The 20,255-nt window shown below is 39.8% G+C and carries 20 protein-coding genes; 5 read left to right on the forward strand and 15 right to left on the reverse strand.

Translation table 11 applies throughout. The annotated features are described in order from the left end of the window. Positions 1 to 386: 386 nt before the first annotated feature. Positions 387 to 1,088, reverse strand: coding sequence for a hypothetical protein (locus M1L62_RS06355; RefSeq protein WP_254412188.1), 702 nt, complete (start codon positions 1,086 to 1,088; stop codon positions 387 to 389). Between the two features lie 526 nt (positions 1,089 to 1,614). On the opposite strand from M1L62_RS06355, the gene M1L62_RS06360 reads away from it, so the two are divergent. The 4 genes from M1L62_RS06360 (at position 1,615) to M1L62_RS06375 (ending at position 4,519) form a co-directional block, all read left to right on the forward strand. Further along, positions 1,615 to 2,307: a hypothetical protein gene (locus tag M1L62_RS06360; RefSeq protein ID WP_254412189.1), complete on the forward strand. Its 693-nt coding sequence runs from the start codon at positions 1,615 to 1,617 to the stop codon at positions 2,305 to 2,307. A 100-nt stretch (positions 2,308 to 2,407) separates the two neighbouring features. Further along, positions 2,408 to 3,058, forward strand: a complete 651-nt coding sequence (locus M1L62_RS06365; protein WP_254412190.1) for a hypothetical protein — start codon at positions 2,408 to 2,410, stop codon at positions 3,056 to 3,058. Then, positions 3,037 to 3,831: a sensor histidine kinase gene (locus M1L62_RS06370; protein WP_254412191.1), complete on the forward strand. Its 795-nt coding sequence runs from the start codon at positions 3,037 to 3,039 to the stop codon at positions 3,829 to 3,831. Before M1L62_RS06365 ends, M1L62_RS06370 begins: the two co-directional genes overlap by 22 nt. Positions 3,832 to 3,850: 19 nt before the next feature. Then, positions 3,851 to 4,519 (forward strand): response regulator transcription factor, encoded by a 669-nt coding sequence (locus tag M1L62_RS06375; RefSeq protein ID WP_254412192.1) that lies wholly within the window; start codon positions 3,851 to 3,853, stop codon positions 4,517 to 4,519. 34 nt (positions 4,520 to 4,553) lie between these two features. On the opposite strand, the gene M1L62_RS06380 is transcribed toward M1L62_RS06375, so the two are convergent. Both M1L62_RS06380 and M1L62_RS06385 read right to left on the reverse strand, forming a co-directional pair. Next, entirely contained in the window at positions 4,554 to 5,222 is a 669-nt protein-coding gene (locus M1L62_RS06380; protein ID WP_254412193.1) for an FAD-binding oxidoreductase, read from the reverse strand. 165 nt (positions 5,223 to 5,387) lie between these two features. Then, positions 5,388 to 7,763 carry an ABC transporter permease gene (locus tag M1L62_RS06385; protein ID WP_254412194.1) on the reverse strand — a complete coding sequence of 792 codons (2,376 nt, stop codon included), beginning with the start codon at positions 7,761 to 7,763 and terminating at the stop codon, positions 5,388 to 5,390. A 255-nt stretch (positions 7,764 to 8,018) separates the two neighbouring features. Here M1L62_RS06385 and M1L62_RS06390 point away from each other — a divergent pair, with 255 nt between their 5' ends. After that, positions 8,019 to 9,287 (forward strand): thioredoxin domain-containing protein, encoded by a 1,269-nt coding sequence (locus M1L62_RS06390; protein WP_254412195.1) that lies wholly within the window; start codon positions 8,019 to 8,021, stop codon positions 9,285 to 9,287. 113 nt (positions 9,288 to 9,400) lie between these two features. On the opposite strand, the gene M1L62_RS06395 is transcribed toward M1L62_RS06390, so the two are convergent. The 12 genes from M1L62_RS06395 to M1L62_RS06450 all read right to left on the reverse strand — a co-directional run bounded on the left by M1L62_RS06395 (position 9,401) and on the right by M1L62_RS06450 (position 19,243). After that, positions 9,401 to 9,697: a hypothetical protein gene (locus tag M1L62_RS06395; protein ID WP_254412196.1), complete on the reverse strand. Its 297-nt coding sequence runs from the start codon at positions 9,695 to 9,697 to the stop codon at positions 9,401 to 9,403. Between the two features lie 258 nt (positions 9,698 to 9,955). Further along, complete coding sequence (yiaA, locus tag M1L62_RS06400) at positions 9,956 to 10,351, reverse strand: inner membrane protein YiaA (RefSeq protein WP_254412197.1); 396 nt, start codon at positions 10,349 to 10,351, stop codon at positions 9,956 to 9,958. A 213-nt stretch (positions 10,352 to 10,564) separates the two neighbouring features. Then, positions 10,565 to 12,106, reverse strand: a complete 1,542-nt coding sequence (locus M1L62_RS06405; RefSeq protein WP_254412198.1) for a M43 family zinc metalloprotease — start codon at positions 12,104 to 12,106, stop codon at positions 10,565 to 10,567. Between the two features lie 54 nt (positions 12,107 to 12,160). Beyond that, on the reverse strand, positions 12,161 to 12,814 hold the full coding sequence (locus tag M1L62_RS06410; protein WP_254412199.1) for a porin family protein: 654 nt from the start codon (positions 12,812 to 12,814) through the stop codon (positions 12,161 to 12,163). A gap of 243 nt (positions 12,815 to 13,057) precedes the next feature. Continuing rightward, entirely contained in the window at positions 13,058 to 13,642 is a 585-nt protein-coding gene (locus M1L62_RS06415; protein ID WP_254412200.1) for a hypothetical protein, read from the reverse strand. 82 nt (positions 13,643 to 13,724) lie between these two features. Beyond that, entirely contained in the window at positions 13,725 to 15,581 is a 1,857-nt protein-coding gene (locus M1L62_RS06420) for an NHL repeat-containing protein (protein WP_254412201.1), read from the reverse strand. Positions 15,582 to 15,865: 284 nt separating this feature from the next. Beyond that, complete coding sequence (locus tag M1L62_RS06425) at positions 15,866 to 16,453, reverse strand: hypothetical protein (protein ID WP_254412202.1); 588 nt, start codon at positions 16,451 to 16,453, stop codon at positions 15,866 to 15,868. Between the two features lie 134 nt (positions 16,454 to 16,587). Then, positions 16,588 to 16,974: a hypothetical protein gene (locus tag M1L62_RS06430; RefSeq protein WP_254412203.1), complete on the reverse strand. Its 387-nt coding sequence runs from the start codon at positions 16,972 to 16,974 to the stop codon at positions 16,588 to 16,590. Positions 16,975 to 16,996: 22 nt separating this feature from the next. Beyond that, positions 16,997 to 18,022, reverse strand: a complete 1,026-nt coding sequence (locus tag M1L62_RS06435; protein ID WP_254412204.1) for a hypothetical protein — start codon at positions 18,020 to 18,022, stop codon at positions 16,997 to 16,999. Between the two features lie 14 nt (positions 18,023 to 18,036). Next, positions 18,037 to 18,285: a hypothetical protein gene (locus tag M1L62_RS06440; RefSeq protein ID WP_254412205.1), complete on the reverse strand. Its 249-nt coding sequence runs from the start codon at positions 18,283 to 18,285 to the stop codon at positions 18,037 to 18,039. Then, positions 18,285 to 18,536 (reverse strand): hypothetical protein, encoded by a 252-nt coding sequence (locus M1L62_RS06445; protein WP_254412206.1) that lies wholly within the window; start codon positions 18,534 to 18,536, stop codon positions 18,285 to 18,287. Before M1L62_RS06445 ends, M1L62_RS06440 begins: the two co-directional genes overlap by 1 nt. Before the next feature lie 200 nt (positions 18,537 to 18,736). After that, a complete protein-coding gene (locus M1L62_RS06450) occupies positions 18,737 to 19,243 on the reverse strand; it encodes a hypothetical protein (protein WP_254412207.1) in 507 nt (168 codons plus the stop codon). Positions 19,244 to 20,255 lie beyond the last annotated feature (1,012 nt).

A 20,255-nucleotide genomic window follows, 5' to 3' on the forward strand; every position in this document is an offset into this window, starting at 1 on the left:
TCTATTAATTTTCTACAAATTTTTACGCAGAGAAATGCCACAAGCATTCGCAACTTTCCAGCAATGTCAATGAACAATCTTTAACAAATTCATTACAAGATACTTGAATAACCAAACGGCTCTTTTCTGCATGCGTTCACCTGAAAACTTAGTAAGCCATTCCACCGCAATTGCAATGGAATGGACTTTTTAAATGCCGTATAACCTGGCACAATTGACGTTGAGTGTTATTGGGCCAGGGTTCCGGTCAGCCTGACGTAACTTATTTAGGAGGAGGGAAAAAGCTCTTTAATGATAATGCGTGTGTGGTGTGCACAGTGCAACAAATGATTTATAAACATGTAAATTTCTGGTTTGCCAGTTAACACAGATGAGATTGTGCTCTGTTAATCCCAGTAAAATTTTTGCCGTTCGGCCACTGCCCGAAAAATTCTGGCATCCGATTCAAGGTTTTGCCAATAGACGAGCGCGGTTTCAATATCGAGCTCTTTTAACAGCGGTAAAGTTATATTTAGCCCTGATTGTGAAAACTCCTGCAATTTTTGCGAAAGATCCCGCCATCCTTGTCCCATTATTCCTGCTGCGAGGTTAATTTCGGGAATCACATCTTCAAATGGCTCCCAAAATATGCCAAGTTTATCCTTGTATCGGGAAATTTGCCTGTCAACATCCTCATTTACCGAAAGAAAAATGCTGATATCGGTTTCAATTTCTTCCATTGGTTTACTGAAGAAAACGGTACGCTCATTCAATTTTTTCAACAGCGCCCAAACCTGTTGTTTGATATTATCCGAAAGCTCGTCCGAAGAATTGTCCATCATTTTTATTAAATCTGAAAGACTGGCAAAATCCTCAGCCGCATTTCGTGCATACAGAATAATACCTGCCGATTGTCTGATAAGGCTATCATAGGTTTGATTTTTCCATACATCACACACGCTGACCAGCAACGGAAATTCGGGTATATATTGCTCAATATAGCCTGTCACACTAGCAACCGCAGCGGCCTCACCTACCCTTTTATTGATCACAGTCCAATCCTTTTCAGGAACCGTAAAAAGCTGCCCAAGTGTGTCATTTGCTAACATTGTCATAAATTCAATACCCCGTATCATAAGCGCGGGTAACTACTCCAATACGCTGAGTGTTAAGTAAAATCAGGACATCAGTTATACACGCCCGGAATAAAACCGAAATTGTAAAAGAAAGCCCTCCCACACGATCAGATTTTGAATGACTGACGCTACGGGGATTGTAAATTTCTTTTACTGTTTTAGTTTTCATGTTTTAAAGAGTCTAAAAGAATAAGTTCATATCGTTTTCCTGCCTTTTGACACCTCAAAGTTCCGCTGAAATGGCCCCGTATTTAAGCCGTAAAACACGCGTTTTCAAAAACACGTGTTTTACGGGGGGTATGTAACCAAAAAGTAAAATAAACATCCTTTTTTTGGTGAATTATATAATTTGACATACATTAGCCGGCCAATCAGCCTGGACATTTTTGTATCGTTTTCTTCGTCCGTGACACCATTTTTCACACACTTTCAGATCATATTTTTTCCCTGTTTAATTTTTCCACTTTAACGGTAGGAATACTGTAAACCCTATTTCATTATGACCAACATTAGCTCGACGGCCCAGCTCATTTCTGAACAGATTTTTGAAAACTGGGCGTTCGCCTGGCAGAAACTGGAATTTGATCCCAACCCTTTCAATTTTTTCAAAGACGGGGAGCAGATTCTTTCCGGCGTGGTTTTTGACAGCCACAACATGAGCTCACTTCTGTCAACAACAGGCGTAAGCACCATCAAAGTCAGATTTGGACTTAACCCGGAAACCAATGGGTTCGAAATTATCCTTTTTGGAACAGACAGCACCGGCACGATCATGACGCCTTATTATGTTCCCAGCAGAAAAACCTATTACACACCGGACGCAGCACTTGGCGAGCAAGGAAAAGTTCCTGCCGAACTAATCAAGCAATGGAAAAAAAACTGGCTTGTAACAGCAGGAGCCGGGCAAGTTACCAACAAGAACTTCATTACGCCTTATGGCTTCACCAGAGGGTATAATTATTCTTTGAAGGAGTTTATTGAAACACTATTTACATTCCAGACGGCACCGGATATCAACGTCGTTTTTGTACTTCACGAATATTATGGTGTAAACTATCTTACAACAAAAGAAGTTACTTCAACTTTCGGCGTTGTGCTTCATGCGCAAAAAGCAGGCTCATCCGAAGTGAATTTGCAGGGCGATCCCGACCCATATTATGACCTGACAGCTCCTTGCCCAAGAACCTGTTAATATAATATATTTCGTTGCCGCCATAATTTCAATTCCCTATGCCGGTTTGTATATTTTGGCGGCAACAATCTCATCTAACCCACGATTTCCAGCATAGACCATGCATTATTCGAGCGAACAGCTTATTATTTTCTTTGCCTTTTTGCCCATACTCATCGCGTCCATAACCGGCGCGGTCAAATTCAAAAAACTTGACCCTACTTTAAAACTTTTAAGCCTGCTCATTTTTTTCGCACTTGTCGTCGAGTCAATTTCCCGAATTCTCTGGCTTTACAAAATTTCCAATCTGTTTTTATGGCCTGTCTACGTCAGCGTTGAGTTTGCTTTTCTGATATGGATTTACAGCATGGAACTGCAAAACAAATTCCTTTCCAAAATAAAAATCTGGCTTATTTTATTTTTCACGGCTTACGTCAGTTATAAAACACTTCAGGTTTCAAGCCGGATCAATCTGATCGATAACAGCGGCAGATTACTGGAAAGCATGGTACTGATCTCGATTATTCTTTTTTACTATTACAAATTGTATGTAAACCAGCCTTTGTCTAATTTATGGTCGGTACCGATGTTCTGCGTATCAACCGGTTTGCTGATTTTTTTCGCGGGAAATTTCTTCATTTTCCTGTTTATTAATTTTATACTGCAATATTCTCAAAAACTGAATTACCAGATCTGGATTATCCATGCATCTTTAAATTGCGTATTATACCTGATCTACACTTTCGCCCTATGGAAAAGCCCGGAGAATTAGAATTTGCCCACCTGCTGTTTGGAGGCCTGGCCTTTGCTCTTTTTCTGTCACTGGCTATTGTCCTGTTTATTATGCTCTATCAGCGTAAGTTATACCGTCAGCAAAAAGATATGCAGGATCAGGAACTGGCTTATCAGAAAAACCTGACCAGCCTTGTCGTCCGCTCCCAGGAAAATGAACGGGAAAGAATTTCAAGAGATTTACATGACGAGATCGGCGTCTCACTTTCCGCTGCAAAACTTTATATCAGCCAGATACAATATGAAACTTCTCCGACGGAAATGATCCAGCTGGCCGGTGATGCAAACGGCATCATTGGCAATATTGTTCAGGATATCAGGCAAATTGCGCAGAATCTGTCGCCGCTGATTTTAGAAAACTTCGGGTTTCAGCAGGCAATTCGCATGCTCATGACCAGAATTCAGGCAGGCGGAATCCGTACCGAATGTTACATTGATCTGGATGCGACGCTGGAAAAAGAAACTGAGCTTGGCTTATACCGGATCATTCAGGAAGCGACGGGCAATGCATTAAAACATGCAAATCCTAGCTTGATTGAAGTAAACCTGACACAGGAAAAGCAGCAACTGACGCTATCGATTTCTGACAACGGTACCGGTTTTGATTACCAAAAAACGGACCTCACAAAAACCACTTCGATGGGCCTGAGTGGAATCAAGATCCGCGCGGGACTGATTAATGGGCAACTATCCGTAAACTCGTCGCCGGAAACGGGTACAGAGATCAAAATTATCATTCCGCTTACCGCATAACTCAACGATTTTTATCAACATGGATACTTTAAAATTAGCTGTTATTGACGACCACACCCTGTTCAGGCAGGGGCTGATTCAAATCTTGAAAAAATTCAATCACTACGATGTTGTTTTTGAAGCTGCATCGGCTGAGGAAATGTTTGAAAAACTGTCTTCCGTAATGCCTGATATTCTGCTGCTGGATCTGAACATGAAGGGCATGAGCGGTCAGCAGGCGAGTGTGATTATACGCCACGATTATCCGGATATGAAAATCATTATTCTTTCGATGAATTATTCGCATGACTACATTCGCCAGATGATGAAGATCGGCGTGCACGGATATCTGCCCAAGGACATTGACCAGCGAAAACTGGTAGAAGCCATTGATCAGGTTTATTCAAAAGGGCATTATATGGATGACGAAATTGCGGCGGTATTAAGGGAGGCGCTGCAAATGGGGCAACGGAAAAACCTCAAAAAAAGCACAGTCATAGAATCTGAAAACATCGTTTTAACAGACCGTGAAATGGATGTCTTACGTTTAATATGCAAAGGACAAAACACACAGCAAATCGCGGAAGAACTTTTTATAAGCTATCGCACCGTGGAAGGACACCGTAAAAACCTGCTGTTAAAAACGGGAGTTGCCAACTCGGTAAGCCTTGTCGTTTTTGCCATGAAACACGGACTGATCGAAATGTAAACCTGCCCTCCTCTCATGAAAGTGATCTGTCGTTTTATTTTTCAAACACCAACGTATCAGGCTTCGCGCCAAGCTCCTGCAACGCCTCTAAAATTGAGGTTGTAAAAGAATCCGGACCACAGACATAAAACGGCTGACTAAAATCCTCAATATGCTTTTGAAGAAAATCTCTGGTGATCCGCCCATGCGCATAACCGTCGACCTGTTCGGACGAAATAATATTAAAAAAGTTATATCCCAGCATCTCTTCAAATTCTTCTTTCAGGATGATGTCAGCCGTCGTTTTGTTTGAGAAAAACAGCCGGTTGCTGCCAATTTTTCCCGCCAAATACAACGCTCTGAAAATGGAAATAAAGGGAGTTATCCCAGCTCCGCCAGCCAGAAAAACGCCTTCACCCTTATATTCAATGGCTCCCCAGGCATCGCTTATTTCAAAAATATCGCCGGGTTTTACCTGTGTCAGTTGGTTGGTCACGCCGTCGTGATCGGTATAAGATTTGATTGTAAATTCCAGTGTAGGGTTTTCAGGTATCGATGTAAAGGTAAATGGCCGCTTTTCATCCTTCCAGTTGTCTTTCAAAATGGAGAGGTCCGTCGCCTGACCCGGATTGAAACTAAATCCCTCCGGCTTTTCCACCGTAAAAGAATGTACATTATGGGTTACATTTTTAACCTCAATCACTTTTACCTGATAATCTGCCATGATATTTTATTTTAGAATCCCGGACTGCATACATTTTCGCTGGCAAGCTGACTAAAATAGCTTCTTTTTCCGAGAAAAAGAAAAGTGATTTCCCGAATCAAAATCTTGTGACGAGAAATCACTTTGGCTTATTTTTTTGAACTCAAAACTCAGTTAATCAATAAACTATTCAGATCTTAACGTTTTGGCAGGATTGCTTAAAGCAGTACGATAGGATTGAATACCAATTGTGGACAGTCCGATCAAAAGCAAAGTACCGATGCACACGAAAAATACCTGCGGTCCCAGTTTCGTGTGATAAGTGAAAATATTCAGAAATAGTGAGCCCAGAAAATAGCCAAGCGGCATGGCAATGACTGATGCAATTAAAATCAGCTTCACAAAACCAGCGGATAGAAGACTCATAATTTGCAGAACACTGGCTCCCATGACCTTTCTTACACCCACTTCTTTCGTGCGCTTTTCCGTTGTATACGTGACCATGCCAAGCAGCCCCATGCCCGCAATCACGAAGACAATGAACACGATGATGCGCGTTAACTGCTGGTCACCGTTTTCTGCATAATCATCATAAAGTTGTTTTTCGTACCAGGAATATACAAATGATTCATGCGGATGAAATTTCTTCCAGATTTTTGACAACGAAGCCGTAACTTGTTCCTGCGAAGCCCCTTCTGCAATTTTAAGCGACAGAACTTTTATTTCCCTTGAATCATAGGCCAGTATCAAAGGCGAAACGGGAAGTTCATAACGCATGATGCAAAAATCTTTAACCACGCCGGATATCTGGACCTGGGTTTCATTTAAATTGATCGTTTTCCCGACGATCTCCGAAGCAGAGCCCAGGCCAAGCATTTTGACAGCTCTTTCATTAATGACTGCAAAATGGGATACGGTATCCTGTTGCGAGGCTGGCATGTTTTCCCCCGCGATAAATTTGAGTTTCATGTTCTCTATAAAACCTGCATCAACCGAATAAATATAGGCGTCATGGACAGGATTCACGACATCTTTCAACCCTACTTTACCGATTTTAACTTTTCCGGCTCCTTCGTTAAGCATAGCGGACGCCAACCCTATCCGTTCAACATCAGCTTGTTTGGCCATCTCGTTTGACAGGAGTTTGAAATCACCGGATGTCAGCGGAATATTAATGATATTTTTGCGATTGAAGTTCTCGTTATCCGTTGCCATGTATTGAAACTGGCTGTTCGAAATGCCGGTAAATGTCATAAAAACCAGCGCGACGACAAATTGCACGACGATCAGTGATTTGCGAAAACTGATTTTACCGAAACCAGCCGGACCGAGATCCCCTTTTAATATCTGAACAGGTTCGTAAGATGACAAAATCCGGGCGGGCAATATTCCGGCCAAAATACCGGTAAGCAAAGTAAACACGACGAAAGAGGTCCATAACAAAGCAACATTTTGAACCTCCCAATGCAGCCACCGGACATGCACCGTCGACTGAATAAAGACCAGGCCAATATAGCCAACTCCCAACGCAAAAAAGGCAATTACCACGGTTTCGACCAGAAATTGAAGAATCAGCTGCCAACGCGCCGCACCTGCCACCTTACGGACACCCACCTCACGCCCACGACTTAGCGACCTGGTCAGCGTAAGATTGATATAATTAAAGGCTGCGAGAAACATGACGATAAGCGGCACGAGTAAACTAACGCCGATCTTCCAAATTGGCTCTACATGGGGATTATTGAGCAACCCTTCAAAGTCAGGAGAAATTTCGGACAGTTTTTGACTGCGGAAAGCGTGCGTTTTTATATCCTTAAAATCTACATTTTTATTATTGTCATTTGCGACCTGCGTTATTGCCCGGTCCAGCGCTTCACGCTTGCTCCCCTTTGAAAGGAGGACAAAAGTATAACTATTGTAATCGAGCCAGTTATCTGTTTTCAAATTTTTGTTGATGCCGGCAAAGCTTGCCATCGAAACCACAATATCCGCTTCCAGGTGTGACGTAAAAGGTTTTAAAGAGGCAAAAACACCGGCAACAGTGAAGGTCCCAAGCTCCTGGCTGATAAGGGTTTTACCAACCGGGTTTGCAGTTCCGAAAAAACGCTCAGCGGTTTCATGCGATAAAACAACGGTGCCCGGCTCAACACAGGGCGATCCCCTTTCCAGTTTAAACCCAAAAATATCAAAATAGGCAGGATCGACATATGACCCTCTTACGTCGAGCGATTTGATACCATTATTTAGCTTTGTACCGAAATTGCGGATCACCCGCGCAGATTTCTCCACCACGCTCTGGTTTCGGGCCAAACCCTCACCAAGAGGCATCGGCGTTGACGCCAGCGAATATTTCTTCCCGTCATTGCCCGTGGCATCAGTCAAAATCCTGTAAGTCCGGTCGGGATAAGGGTGAAAAGAATCCTTCTCAAAACTACTCTGAACCTGCATCAGTTGCAGAAAACAAAATGCCATGGCCAGCCCAAGGCCGGCAATATTGATCACCGAAAACATTTTATGTTTCCAAAGATTACGAAAAGCAATTTTAAAGTAGTTTTGAAACATATCTTATTTGTCTAAAATCGAAAACTATCCAAACGTAAACCATGAAGACTAAATAATCATACCCCAAAATAAACACACTGATTTGCAGCATATTACACCAAAAACAAATCCCTTTATTGTTCAAATCCGAACACTGTCATTTCATTTTTGATCAGGATTTAAATTGTTTCCGAATCCTGGTCGGCTGTTTCAATAAATATAAAATTGCTTATTTTTGCCGACAGTTTATCGTATACGTTACACACATTATTTTTCATGCAAAATTCGAAACGCACCCTCGTTGTTTTCTTCATTTTTATTGCCAGTTTTTTGGGAAACCAAATCCTCGTCGCTCAGGCACAAAAAAACGTCAACCAAGGTATTAACTTCATTTCCGGCGATTTCAACACTATTTTGACAAAAGCCAAAGCTGCAAAAAAACCAGTTTTTGTCGAAGTCTATTTGAACGGCTGCCCGCATTGTGAGGCCCTTGCTCCCGTATTAACCGAAAAAAGTGTTGGCGATTTTTTCAACGCCAATTTTGTAAGCTGGAAAACCGAGGCCAATTCCAAAGAGTCCGCAGCATTTCAAAAAAGCAAGGGAGTTACCTATCCGGAATTTCCGATCATGTTTTTCTTCGATTTCAACGGCGACCTTATTCACCTTGTAACACCAGCAGAGCGTAAAACACGTACAGAATTTATTGAAGAAGTGTTGTCGGCAGGACTGGTCGCACTTGATCCCACACAACGCACCGGCAGTTATGCAACCCGGTTCAAAAGCGGAGACCGCGATCTGATGTTCCTCATCAATTATGGGAAATATTGTAAAACGATTAAAGACCAGATAACCCTGACAGAAATCAATGACACGCTGGGTAAACTCCTGACCAGCCCGCAGGATATCACCAGTCAGGCCGGATTTTACATTTTGCAACGCCTTATTAACGATGTCGACAACCCGCTGTCCGCTTATTTCTTCACCCATTTGAATGAGTTTAAGTCGAAATATCCTGCAAAAGATGTGAAGGAAGCCGGTGAAGCTATACTTTTCCATTCTTTGTACGGCCCGAAAGGCGATGCTTACCCCTCGGCCAGGATCGTGGACATGCGTAAGGATATGGTTAAGCTCGGCGTGACTGAAACAGAGGCATCTGCCCGTTTGCTGCTCAAAGAACTGGACGCTTATTTACGCGAGAAAAATACAAAAGCGGCCGTACTCCGATTTAATGAATATCGTAAACAGGCCACGTCGCTGGGGCTTTCTGATTACGCTTATCTGATGAAATATTTCAATGAAAAAGCAACCGACAATTCATATTTGACGGAGGTTCCCATTTGGGCGAACGACGGCATACGTCTGGCCAAACCAACGGAAGTCAATACCAAAGTAATGGCCGGTCTGTATTATGAACTGGCGGAAGCATATTGGAAAATGGACAAAAAGCCAGAGGCAATCAAAAGTGCAGGCAAAGGACTGGAAACGGCCAAAACCGCCAAAGATAATTTGACACGGTTTCAGGAACAGGTTGGCAGGATGAAGTAGGTGCATGCCGCAAATACTCCAATTGAAAAAGAAAGCTCTATAATAGGTAATGGAATGCGCCCCTACCTCCTTTCCGGGGTAACATTCCATATCCTAGCTTTTAAAGCAAATTGTTAATGAAAGAACTCAATAGCTGCAAATACGATCAATGCGACACTCCACCATTCCATAGCCAGCCAGAAAAAAGTACTTCTGTGTTTTAATTCGAATACTTCGCCGGTTTGTTCATCTTTTAAAACCCGGCTTCGTCCACCGTTGACTTTTTTTCCTGCAAACCAATTGATCACCGCAGCGAGAATAAATGCAATAGACAAATGATAAGGAATACCAGGAATCACGGAATTCCCTAACAGAATACAGAGAACACAAATAATTGGCGTCAAAAATCCAAAACCAGACCAAACAATCATAAAACAGAGGGCGTTAAAGTTAAAATAATAAAGAGGTATTTTTGAGACGCAACAATTGAATTTTGTCACATTACTTTAACAAACTATCCCATAAAACTTTACCCATATCAACCAACAGGAGATTAATTCCGGTAGTCAATACGGGTAAATTGTTTTGAATTTTTGTCTAGCAAAATTCGTGGACCGCAGTATTTTCGGAAAGGGAATCAGATAATGGGACAGCAAAAAACCTGTGCCCCTCTGGTATATACGATTAACTCAGTCCTTTTTAAAACTTTGTGCGTCACGAACATTTTTCTGTACGGCAATTGCGCCAAATATGCTTAACAGAAAAGCAAAAGAATAAAAACCCTTTTCGCTCGGTAGCAACGTTGCGTTCCATAACCCTACGGCCAGCAAACAGATGCACATTAAAGTAGATACCCAGCTCAGTCCGTAATAAATATCCGTGACAAAAATCCCCTCCAACCTGTCCCGAACACATTTTTGTACTGAAACACCTGCAAAAAGACCGTACATCAAAACGGTAAAGTAATAACCCTTTTCGTTTAGCAACATTTCCGAGCGCCACAGCCCGATCAGATATCCTAACATTCCGGTTCCCAGCGCAATCCAGGAGGCTGCAATAAATGCACTTGATGGTTTTTGGTACATGTTCTTAAATTAGCTTTATAATTAGTTTATGTTTTTTTGAATTGTCGGGACTTTAAGCGCCCTGCGGAAAAGAAGAAATTTCACGCAATATAAACCGGTCTCTCAACAAGTAAAAGACCGATTTATTTAAAGGTTGATGTTTCTTTTTTGTGGTTTATTTAACCTGATAATTTGCTAAAACTCCGTTCCTTAACGTCAGCAGAAATTTCCGCATCACGGCATTTTACATATTACCGGCTTGACAATTTCCAAATGATCGGGGTGCTTGACGACTGACACAGTTCCATCCGTCCGGCCGTTTTTCAAACTGTTAAATGGAGTTGGCAACCACAGGCCGTAGCTGATCACGTGCCTCACTCGTTTAAATTGTTCTGAGGTGAATGAATTATTATAAGAGTAAAAATAATCCATAAAGTTAGTCGCCACATACCCGCTGCCTCTGCACGAGGTACGTTTAAACCTGTCGTCGTAGACCGACGGCATATTCTCAGCGTATGCTGCCCGATCATAGTAAGGAGTGTCAGCACAGTAGTCAGGGTCAGTTGTCGGGCAACCGTTGAATTCAGTCAGATCTCCGCTGAACACATGAAGAAGTCCCAGAATATGACCCGCTTCATGCGATAAAATTTCATCCGTATTCTGACCGACCAGATGTCGGGCATTGAGGAATATTCCAAAAGGCATTCCCGGGCTTACACTTTTATCCAGAACACGCAATCCAGCCAGCGGTTCGGTTACATACGGGTGGAAAGCCCAGGAAGCATTGGCATAGTCTCCCTTAATATTGGGATATACCCAAATGTTCAGATAGTATTCTGGATCCCAGAATGTTTTAAAAGCATCCGAATAAATATCCTCAAAAGTAAAGTCCGTATTTCCCGAGCTGACCCTTTCCAGACCAGCCGACGCAAGCCGATTGCCGTTCAACCCGGTTGGCGCAGGATAAAATTCTACACGGATATCCGTCGCATTCACATCCTTTGCTTTGCCTGATCGGTTCAACGTATTACGAAATGCCCTGGTCATACCGTCTGTCAACTCCTTCACCTTCGCAGCTGTAAGATTTTGGGTATTGACTTCATGGAAAATCACCGGCAATCTTACCACGGCATAAGTCGTTGGCGCAGTCGCTTTAACGTTTAGCGTCTTGCTTGTCAGACCAAGTCCTCTGGCCACAACTTGATAGTCGCCGGGAACAGAAGTTGAAAAAGTGCCGCTCACCTGCCTGTCATTGACATAAATATAAATTGGAAAATCTCCCGGAATAACCCCATCTCCCGAAATAAGCTCGGCCTTGAAACTTATCGCATCCGATCCATTGGCTATAATCTCATTGGATGGCCTGTTTTGGGCAGAAACTCTGATGGACAAATCTTTCAGATCCCATACATGTAAGCTGAGCGTGTTACTTTCCTTCCCGGCAAGTTTACCTACAAGTTCAAATACTCCCGTTTTCTCCGGCATAAAAGATTCTGCCGGTAGTTTATCACCGTTTGAATAATAACTTATCGCCTTTTCGGGGGTTTTTATCACCGCTCCGTTAATATCATAAACCTTTGCCTGCAAGGGAATTGCATAGTTATCGTAACCGAGGAAATAATCAAGTTTTTCAGTTTTTTGCAATTCAATTCTTTCGAGGTTTTCAAAGCGGTAAAAATCATCCAGAAGATACTCCGGTTTGTCGCAGGCGACAATAAAAAAGCAGACGAAAGTAAGGCAGATAACAAATTTCAAATGTCGGGAGAGTACTATCATTATAAAAAAATTAGTGCAGTGTGTTATATCTGGTTGAGAATTTTCGTTTTCGTACTATATAGAAAATGACAAAATGATCGAGCTGTTTTTTACATTTCGCGATGCCGAGACCGATTTCAGCCCACCTTCATACCTTATCTCGGCGAACGGTTTTTTCCAGACATAAATACCAAGCGCAACAGAATATCCAAAATCATTCCGGGCATTAAGAACATCGGCACTAAGCGCATCATTTTGCCACTCATCGCCATACTTCCAGGAAGAGCGAATGCCAACCCGCCTGGCATAGTAGCCCCCAATACCCAGGTATGGATTTACTTTTTCAAACCCGGCCTTCACGATGAGTGGTAAAACACTGAGTTGTATATAATTCAGCTTGTTCTTACTATGGATATCGATCCGGTCATTGCTGAATGTCTCCTTCGCCCCTTTTGACAGGTAGACTAGTTCTGCCCTGGCGTTGTAGTGCTTTCGCGTGAATAAATCCGCCGATATACCCGCTTGCCAGGCTAGCAACGCCCCACCATTCAGCGAAGGGATTGCAAGACTACGGTTATGTGTAAACGTGCTCGCAACACCGCCTACTTTGAAGCCCAGATAATTTTTAGTCCCCTTGACAAGAACCGAAGACCGGGCATCGATACTATCAGTCTGAGCACGCAATGCGGTGGTACATAGTAAACACAGACTTAGAAAAATTGCTTTCATTTATTTGGTTGGAGGTTTGTATGGTTGTTAGACATGGGTGGAGGGAGAAAGTAACGTGGGGAAACATGAAAAGTATTTAAATCTCAATCCAGTTTGGTGACTCCCAACTTGCCTGAAAATGTACGATCAATCTTGGAAGCTACTTAATCTTGTACGCTTTTTGATACACTCGCGCAGAATGCAGCGAAGAGACTATGGATATTGCGAAAATAGACAAGCAGGAATAACACACTGAATAGATATTTACCTACTATTTTTATTTTTTCTATGAGGAGCTATAAACTGGACACCAACGCCGAGATTATTAAAATGAATATCTGAGTTCTCTCTGCCGAGATTGACGACTCCGTACAAACTCGTCTTTTTATTCAGATACCAATTTAATCCAATACTACCTCCGATACCTGTAAAGCCTTGCTGGTGAACAAGCAAACGTAAGCGTTGTTGCTTATCAGGTATCGCAGGATTATCGACGTAAAAGTGCTGAAAATAAAAATTCTCGTTTAGGAATTGAAGCTTGACAAACGGAGTAAGGCGCCCCGAAAACATCTGATACTGAACTTCCGGCAATAATTGCAAATAAGTAGTGCCACGATCGAAAGTCCTAAGATCGGGCGCTTTATACAATGAAAATTTCTGCATTAAGATTGCTCCAACCGAGATATTCCTCGTTAAAAAATAGTGCATTGACGTACTAACCCCAAAATTTTTGGAGGTATAAGTAAAATTAAAAACAAATAGTTGTGGGCTAACGACAATATCACTTTTTTTCACTTGCGCTCTCAACATGAACGGTATAAAAAAAAGAGTAAATAAAACAATTTTCATATGGGAGGGATTTAAAATTCAATTTCTCAAAAATTATTATTCGAACAAAACATTCATAAAATGGCACACTTGCTCAATCGACCTACATTGAAATCCTATATACGAAGACTCTTCTATTATACGTGTCAGCGATAAAAATCCTGTCATTCGAAATACAGAAATCAGATATATCTTGAAATTCGCCTATTTTTGAACCCCGCTTCCCTCCGATATACCCTTTAATATTACCCTGAAAATCCAGCAGAATTATTTTTTGGTCATCGGCAACAAACAAAATATTTTTATATATCTCCATTTTTAGTATGGTTCTAAAGTGTAGGGGTTGGGTATCATAGTCTCCCAAATGAAGCTTGACTTGCTCTCCTGATTTCGTCACGCCGAGCCCCAAGTTCAGGTCCGATCTAATAGGACTACCATAACCTCCCAATTCTCTATTGTAGTTTCCAAGTGAATCGTACACATAAATACTTCCATCCTGGGAAAAATACAGATTACCATTGTCGTCCATTACAGCACTATAAGAATGTATACTAGCATTGCTTTCATTCTTAACGTACTGCTTAACAAGCCTTCCATCTTTCGAAAGTTGAGAAATCCGAGAGGCTTTGCTAAATTCGTCTATCACAAGTATATGTGAACCTGTTCTTTTAATAAAAGAAGGGTGATGAAACCGCAAATCGATTGCCCACTCCCTTAATCGTCTTCCAGTTGTATCACAGATAAAAATTTTATCGTCATGAAAAAAGCTATTTAGGATTGTACTATCGTTTAGAAAATCAAAGCTTGGGCCTTCAATTCCTATATGTGCAGCGACAAACGGTTTCACACAATAATCAATCTTTTTCACTGCTGAATAATGTTCCTGCACGTAAAGAAAGTTATCTTTTACGCTTATTCGAGTCGGTTTGTCTATCCTTAAAGTTTCCTTTATTTTAAATGAAATTATCTTTCTTAACTTAAAATCTTTCCTGGATATGACTGCTATTGAGGCAAGTATAGGCGAGAGCGTCACATAGTAATTGTATTTATCGACGCAGAAACTCGAGATCTTCGAAAGTTTAAGTTCCGGGTGATTACTTAACTCTGCATTAAGTTTCCAATGAGGTACAAGCTCGTTATTGATATAGCTATATATTTCCCCTTTATTTGGGTGACCGATCAGTACACCATTATCTGTATCATATGCAGACCGCAAGCAATATTGTACATCATCGACATTCAAATAGTCAATAAATTTACCATATTTATCGTAACGCTTTAAATCCCCTTTGACATCTACGATACAAATATTGCCAATCTTGTCGAAATAAAATGATTTTGGCTCAATCAGAACATCTTTTTTATATTTATTCATATTATATCTCATATCGGTTTCAGACGCATCCCTTGTCACTTTTCCGATAATACGCAACATATTAAAGTTTCTGTCAAATACCTTAATGTTGTGATTTGCACCATCTAATATGTACCACTTTCCATTTCTAAAATGCAACTTGCTGACATTAATAACGTATCCTGTCGAAGGAAGTTTCTTAAAGGCAATTTCCTTAATAAAGTGTCCGGCACTAGAAAACATCTTCAAGCCAAGCTGAGTTGCTACCAAATAATTTCCCCTTTCATCCATTGCCACATCTGTAAGCGCTATTGTATTATCGTTTGTACTTGAAAATCCTCCAAATTTGGTAATCATATTTCCAGACGTATCTACAATCACAACCCGGTCATTTTCAACAATACATAAATTATTCCCCAGAATCTTTATATTTTCAACTTCCCGTAGGATACATTCATTCTTGGCCTCCTCTCCTATTACATTTTCTAAGCTCAACGTCTGTGACAAAGAAAAGTATGGAGCCGATAAAAGGAACAGTATTGACCAACAAAACATATGCCGATATCTATTCAATAAAATAACACTACGCAACATGGCAAAATGCATACAATTCACAATTAGTTTTAAATAGTAAAAGTCAATTTAGAAAATTGTTTAGCCAGTAAACATTCGTAATCTTAATTGTAAATTATTGAGGTACATCTCAGATTTCATTCCGTTAATAGCTGTCCGAAACTTCGAATAACAACGTCTCCGGAAAGTCTCAAATGTCAATCCCTCCTCTTTTTTTTGAATTCTGGTAGTGTCAGTAACCCAGGTTTTAGTCGACTTCTTTCCCAGGTCTAAATAGCATCTTGAGCCAATCTAAAATCAACACCCTACCAGAGTTACTAATAATATGTTATCTCCCTTTCAGAAATCCCGCCTTGACGAAACTCCTTATCATCCCGGAACCGTAATTCCCTCTCTCGTTCGATCCAGTTGCCATACTTATCATACTTATAGTGAAACAATTCTGTTTCTGAAATTTCAGGGTGCCTACCTTCCACAGTCTCAGTCATTGTAATTTTCAAAGGATTACCATATTTGTCATTTTTTTTAATTTTTCTATCGAATGTCACTTTGGGGCCTTCTGCCATTACTACTTCTACCAGCTGTCTTGAACGAGATTCTTGTTGCCTTCCCTTTGAGTCATAGCTATAAGTTATCTTATCGCTAATTTCTCCATTTTTATAATTTATTTCTTGTGATTTCCGCCCGTCAGCGGCATATTCGAATTCTGTCCGATACAATTCCCCTTGAATTTCAGTTGTTGTTAAAATTAAATACCCCGATCGTGAAAAATGAGAATAATGTACATAATAGTCCCTGGTCATTACTAATTTTGGCTTTCCTCTCAACTTCATTAGTTTCCAATCAGTTTGTTGGCCGAGAGTAAATAATGGAAGAAGGAGTAATGGAATGGCGATAAACTTCATTGTCTTAAGGATTAAATAAAACATTAGACGATAAAAAAGCTTTACGGTCACGGCCTTTTAACTGAATGAATTGAAAGTTTATCGATTAAATTTAAGATGCTTTTACGTCAAAAATAGGTCAACGGTATTGAATCCTATGGTATGTAAAGCTCATTATTAGTAAGTAGTAATGGCGTAAAATTAAGTAGAGCACTTTCACTGCCAACCGCTGCGCAAATTTTATTGATCGCAACCTCCGCTTCAATCTTACTCATACCACCAGAAAATACTGTTTCCCAAACATCTTTTAGTATTGGAATGCCATAGCCGGAAGGGTTTCCACACAGCCGGCAATCCGCTACCGAATACCGTTTAAGGAATGTTTGTAGTCTGAGATTGAAGTTTCCGTTTTTTCCATTAACGATTTTAGCATCCGTACTTGCATTTATAACAGCAAACAAGTGGTTTAATGATGAAAAATCATTCAGTCTGATATTATGAACAGTACTCAACCTCTCCCAATCCCGGCGGAGTTGGCTCACTAGTCGGTTAACAGAACATTATCTACATAGTGTTTTCTTTTTTATAAACATGTAAAGTGCCCTCCGCTCCTAATATATAAAGTTTGTCACCGGCTATTTGCGGGGGATCAAGTTTTAAATTACCAGGCGAAACTTTATCATACCAAAGCAGCTCCAACGTATAATAGTTTAATATCCCAACACAATTTGCTACTACCTGGGTAGAATCATTAGCCGTGAAATAAATATAGTCTCCATTGACCATAAAAGATCTCACCACAAGCCTCTTTTCTTTCAAAGAAATTACTTCAACCTCACGTTTAATATCCATCGTTTCCAAATCATATTCAAAAAACCAGGAACTGCGTAAAAGTTGTCCTTGTAAAGAAACTAGACTTTTGTGTTCCTCAGACAGCATAACCCCGTGAGCAGAAAAATGATAATCGTGTTCAAAAGATTTTAGAATTTGTCCATTCTCACAGTCAATCAAAACCAAATGACATAAAGTGGTGTCATTAATATCGTTCACCGATATCCATAATGTATTTGCATAAATACCTATTAGTTTACGAATCTCTCCGTATTGACTAAGAGTTAATTGCCATTCATTTTCACCGTTAAAAAGGCGAAAAGAAGCGAGACCCTTATTAGAACGAAATATAGCTTTTGAATTTTCAGAATAATTAATAGCAAAATATCCAACGGCCTGCTCTATCAACAAAACAACCTTATCTGTTTCAAAGTTATGAAAGTAAAAATCATGTTTATAGGCTACAAGAATTTCATCCAGTTCGCTATTTGTGGTATAGACCCCTCCTTTATCCGAAAGTGTCACACCAGAATAATTATGTTTTATATTGAAAGTTTTGTTGGTAAATACATTTAAGAGAGTTTTCCCCTTATCATTTCCTTTGATGAGATAACCATTTTCACAAAACACAATATATCCATATTCATTTTCCTGTTGTCCATTTAATAAGATAATGCCATTTTTAAGCTTGATCAGAGTCAAATTGTATTTAACTTGAATTCTATCAACATTTAAAATTGTGTCAATCACTTTATACATATTTCATTTAACTTTTATATTATTATAGAAATCATTCCTGTTTGAGAGACTACTAGCCTAAAAGTTCCCAGCCCCTCCTGTTTTATTATTTCCGGATCAGAGTTAGAATAATCCAGGTTTGGAAATAAACTAACTCTTAGTACCGCATTGCTCCAAATTGCATCAAAAATTCCCTTGCCTTGTGATGTTAATGTCCCATTCTGAATCATCATATTTTGAAATTCTACCTTCAATTTATTCAGATCATTTTCTTTTTTTCGCATCAGACAGCGAAAGCGTTGCCAACCCGGCTATACCGGTTCAGATTACGAGCCCGCATATCCGAGATCATGTGGTTCGTTCCTGATTTCATACTGAAAACACTGCTCAGGAACGTGCCGCCATTCAAAAGTTTCTGCACATCATTCAAGCCAGCGTCATACAAACCAAGCACTTTTTCAAAAGTAAAATCCAGAAAGCAAAACAAGACCGGATAGCGACCAACCGAAAAGTCACCTGCGAGCAGGTTTGCCAAACGTGAACAGTTAAAATTGGCCGTTCTTTGTCGTAGTGGTCCTTAACTCCAAATACTCATGGGATTGCTATGTTCGTTCAACACTATTCTTTCAAAAATTTTCACCCCCATGTACGAATATTCGTACGTTTTTGCTCGGATTGTTCGTGGATTGTGCAGTGAATGCCATTACTATACAAAACCAAAATGATTATTTTAGTCTAATCCTTCATTTTCTCCCAATGTTTGTTGGGGTTGTTTCTAAACCCATTCGGGTAATACAGCAATTTTTTAAAGTATATAGCGTAAATTGGCATATTAGGACATCTCCGGCAATTTTGTCTTTTGTCTTTTAATGTTAACGATACAAAACGATCTTCGTAATGAGAGTCTGTATCACGAATATCGTCTTCACTCCCGAATAATTGAAACAATTTAAAATGTGGTTTATAACTTCTATCAAAAAAGAATCGTTCTTTGAAGTAAATTTGGCCATAAACAGTGGCTGTTGATATTTGTATGTTCTTCTTTAAAAAAGTAGTATCTAAGTTATTATTGACTATTGTGATGATTTCATTAATATCGTCCGGGGGATTTTTTATTATAAAATAGTCAACCAAGAAATCAGGATATTTGCCTTTCACGTCAAGTCTAAAAACTTCAGGTCTACTGTTGCAGCCATTCATTAAAATAAAGGCCAACAATATATTTTTGATATATTTTTTCATAATTCGTATTTATTAACGGCCACTTTTAAGAAGTGGCAATAAAAAGGCTTTCGTAAAAAATGAGTACATTTTGCTGTAAAAACTTGAATCAGTCGCTTGTATTTTAAATATTCTGTATTTCTCTCAAACCAAATCGATTATCAATTTCAACTTTAACTTAGTCCTTCATTTTCTCCCAATGTTTGTTGGGGTTGTTTCTAAACCCATTGGGATAATAAATCAGCTTTTTTTTGTAGATCATATAAAATGGCAAACGCGGGCACATAAAACAGGAATCCCTATTACTCTTAATTCTAACTGAAATAATTTTATCTTCTGCATGCGACTCCCCATTTCTGATGTCATCTGAAATAAAGTTGTTATACCACTTAAAGTGCGGCTTATAATTTCGGTCAAAAAAGAAATCCTCTTTGTAATACACTTGATTATAAACTTCCGATTTTAATATACTTGAACTTTGCTTACGGAGAGTTGTATCCAAGTTCCGATTAACCAATAATAACAATTCGGTTAAGTTTTCGGGGGGGTTACTGATCATAAAGTAATCCACATGAAAGTCGGAGTATTGGCTTTGAACATCAAGTTTAAGTATTTCAGTCTTGCTATCACATGAGGTAATGGCAAATAAAATTGGCAAGGCGATTAAAAAAAAATTCAGCTTCATATCTAGTACGTTCCATTTATACTTTCTTCAAAATTAACAATTGTGACAAATGGTCTTTTGCAATATCTCTTAGAATGTTGTAGTACAAACCACGAACGAAAACCTCGGAACTTTTGAATATTAGTTAAACCTATCTGAATCAATGCCATTACCATGCAAAACCAAAATGATTATTTTAACCTAATCCTTCATTTTCGCCCAATGCTTGTTAGAGTTATTTCTAAACCCATTCGGATAATATTTTAGTTTTTTACTGTGAAGAATATAGATCGGCACATTAGGACATGTAAGGCAAGTATCACTGGAGTTTTTTAAAATTATCGAGATATATCTGTCTTCCAAATGCGA

It is taken from the genome of Dyadobacter diqingensis (assembly GCF_024220585.1).
In the GTDB taxonomy this organism is placed as follows: Bacteria; Bacteroidota; Bacteroidia; order Cytophagales; family Spirosomataceae; genus Dyadobacter; species Dyadobacter diqingensis.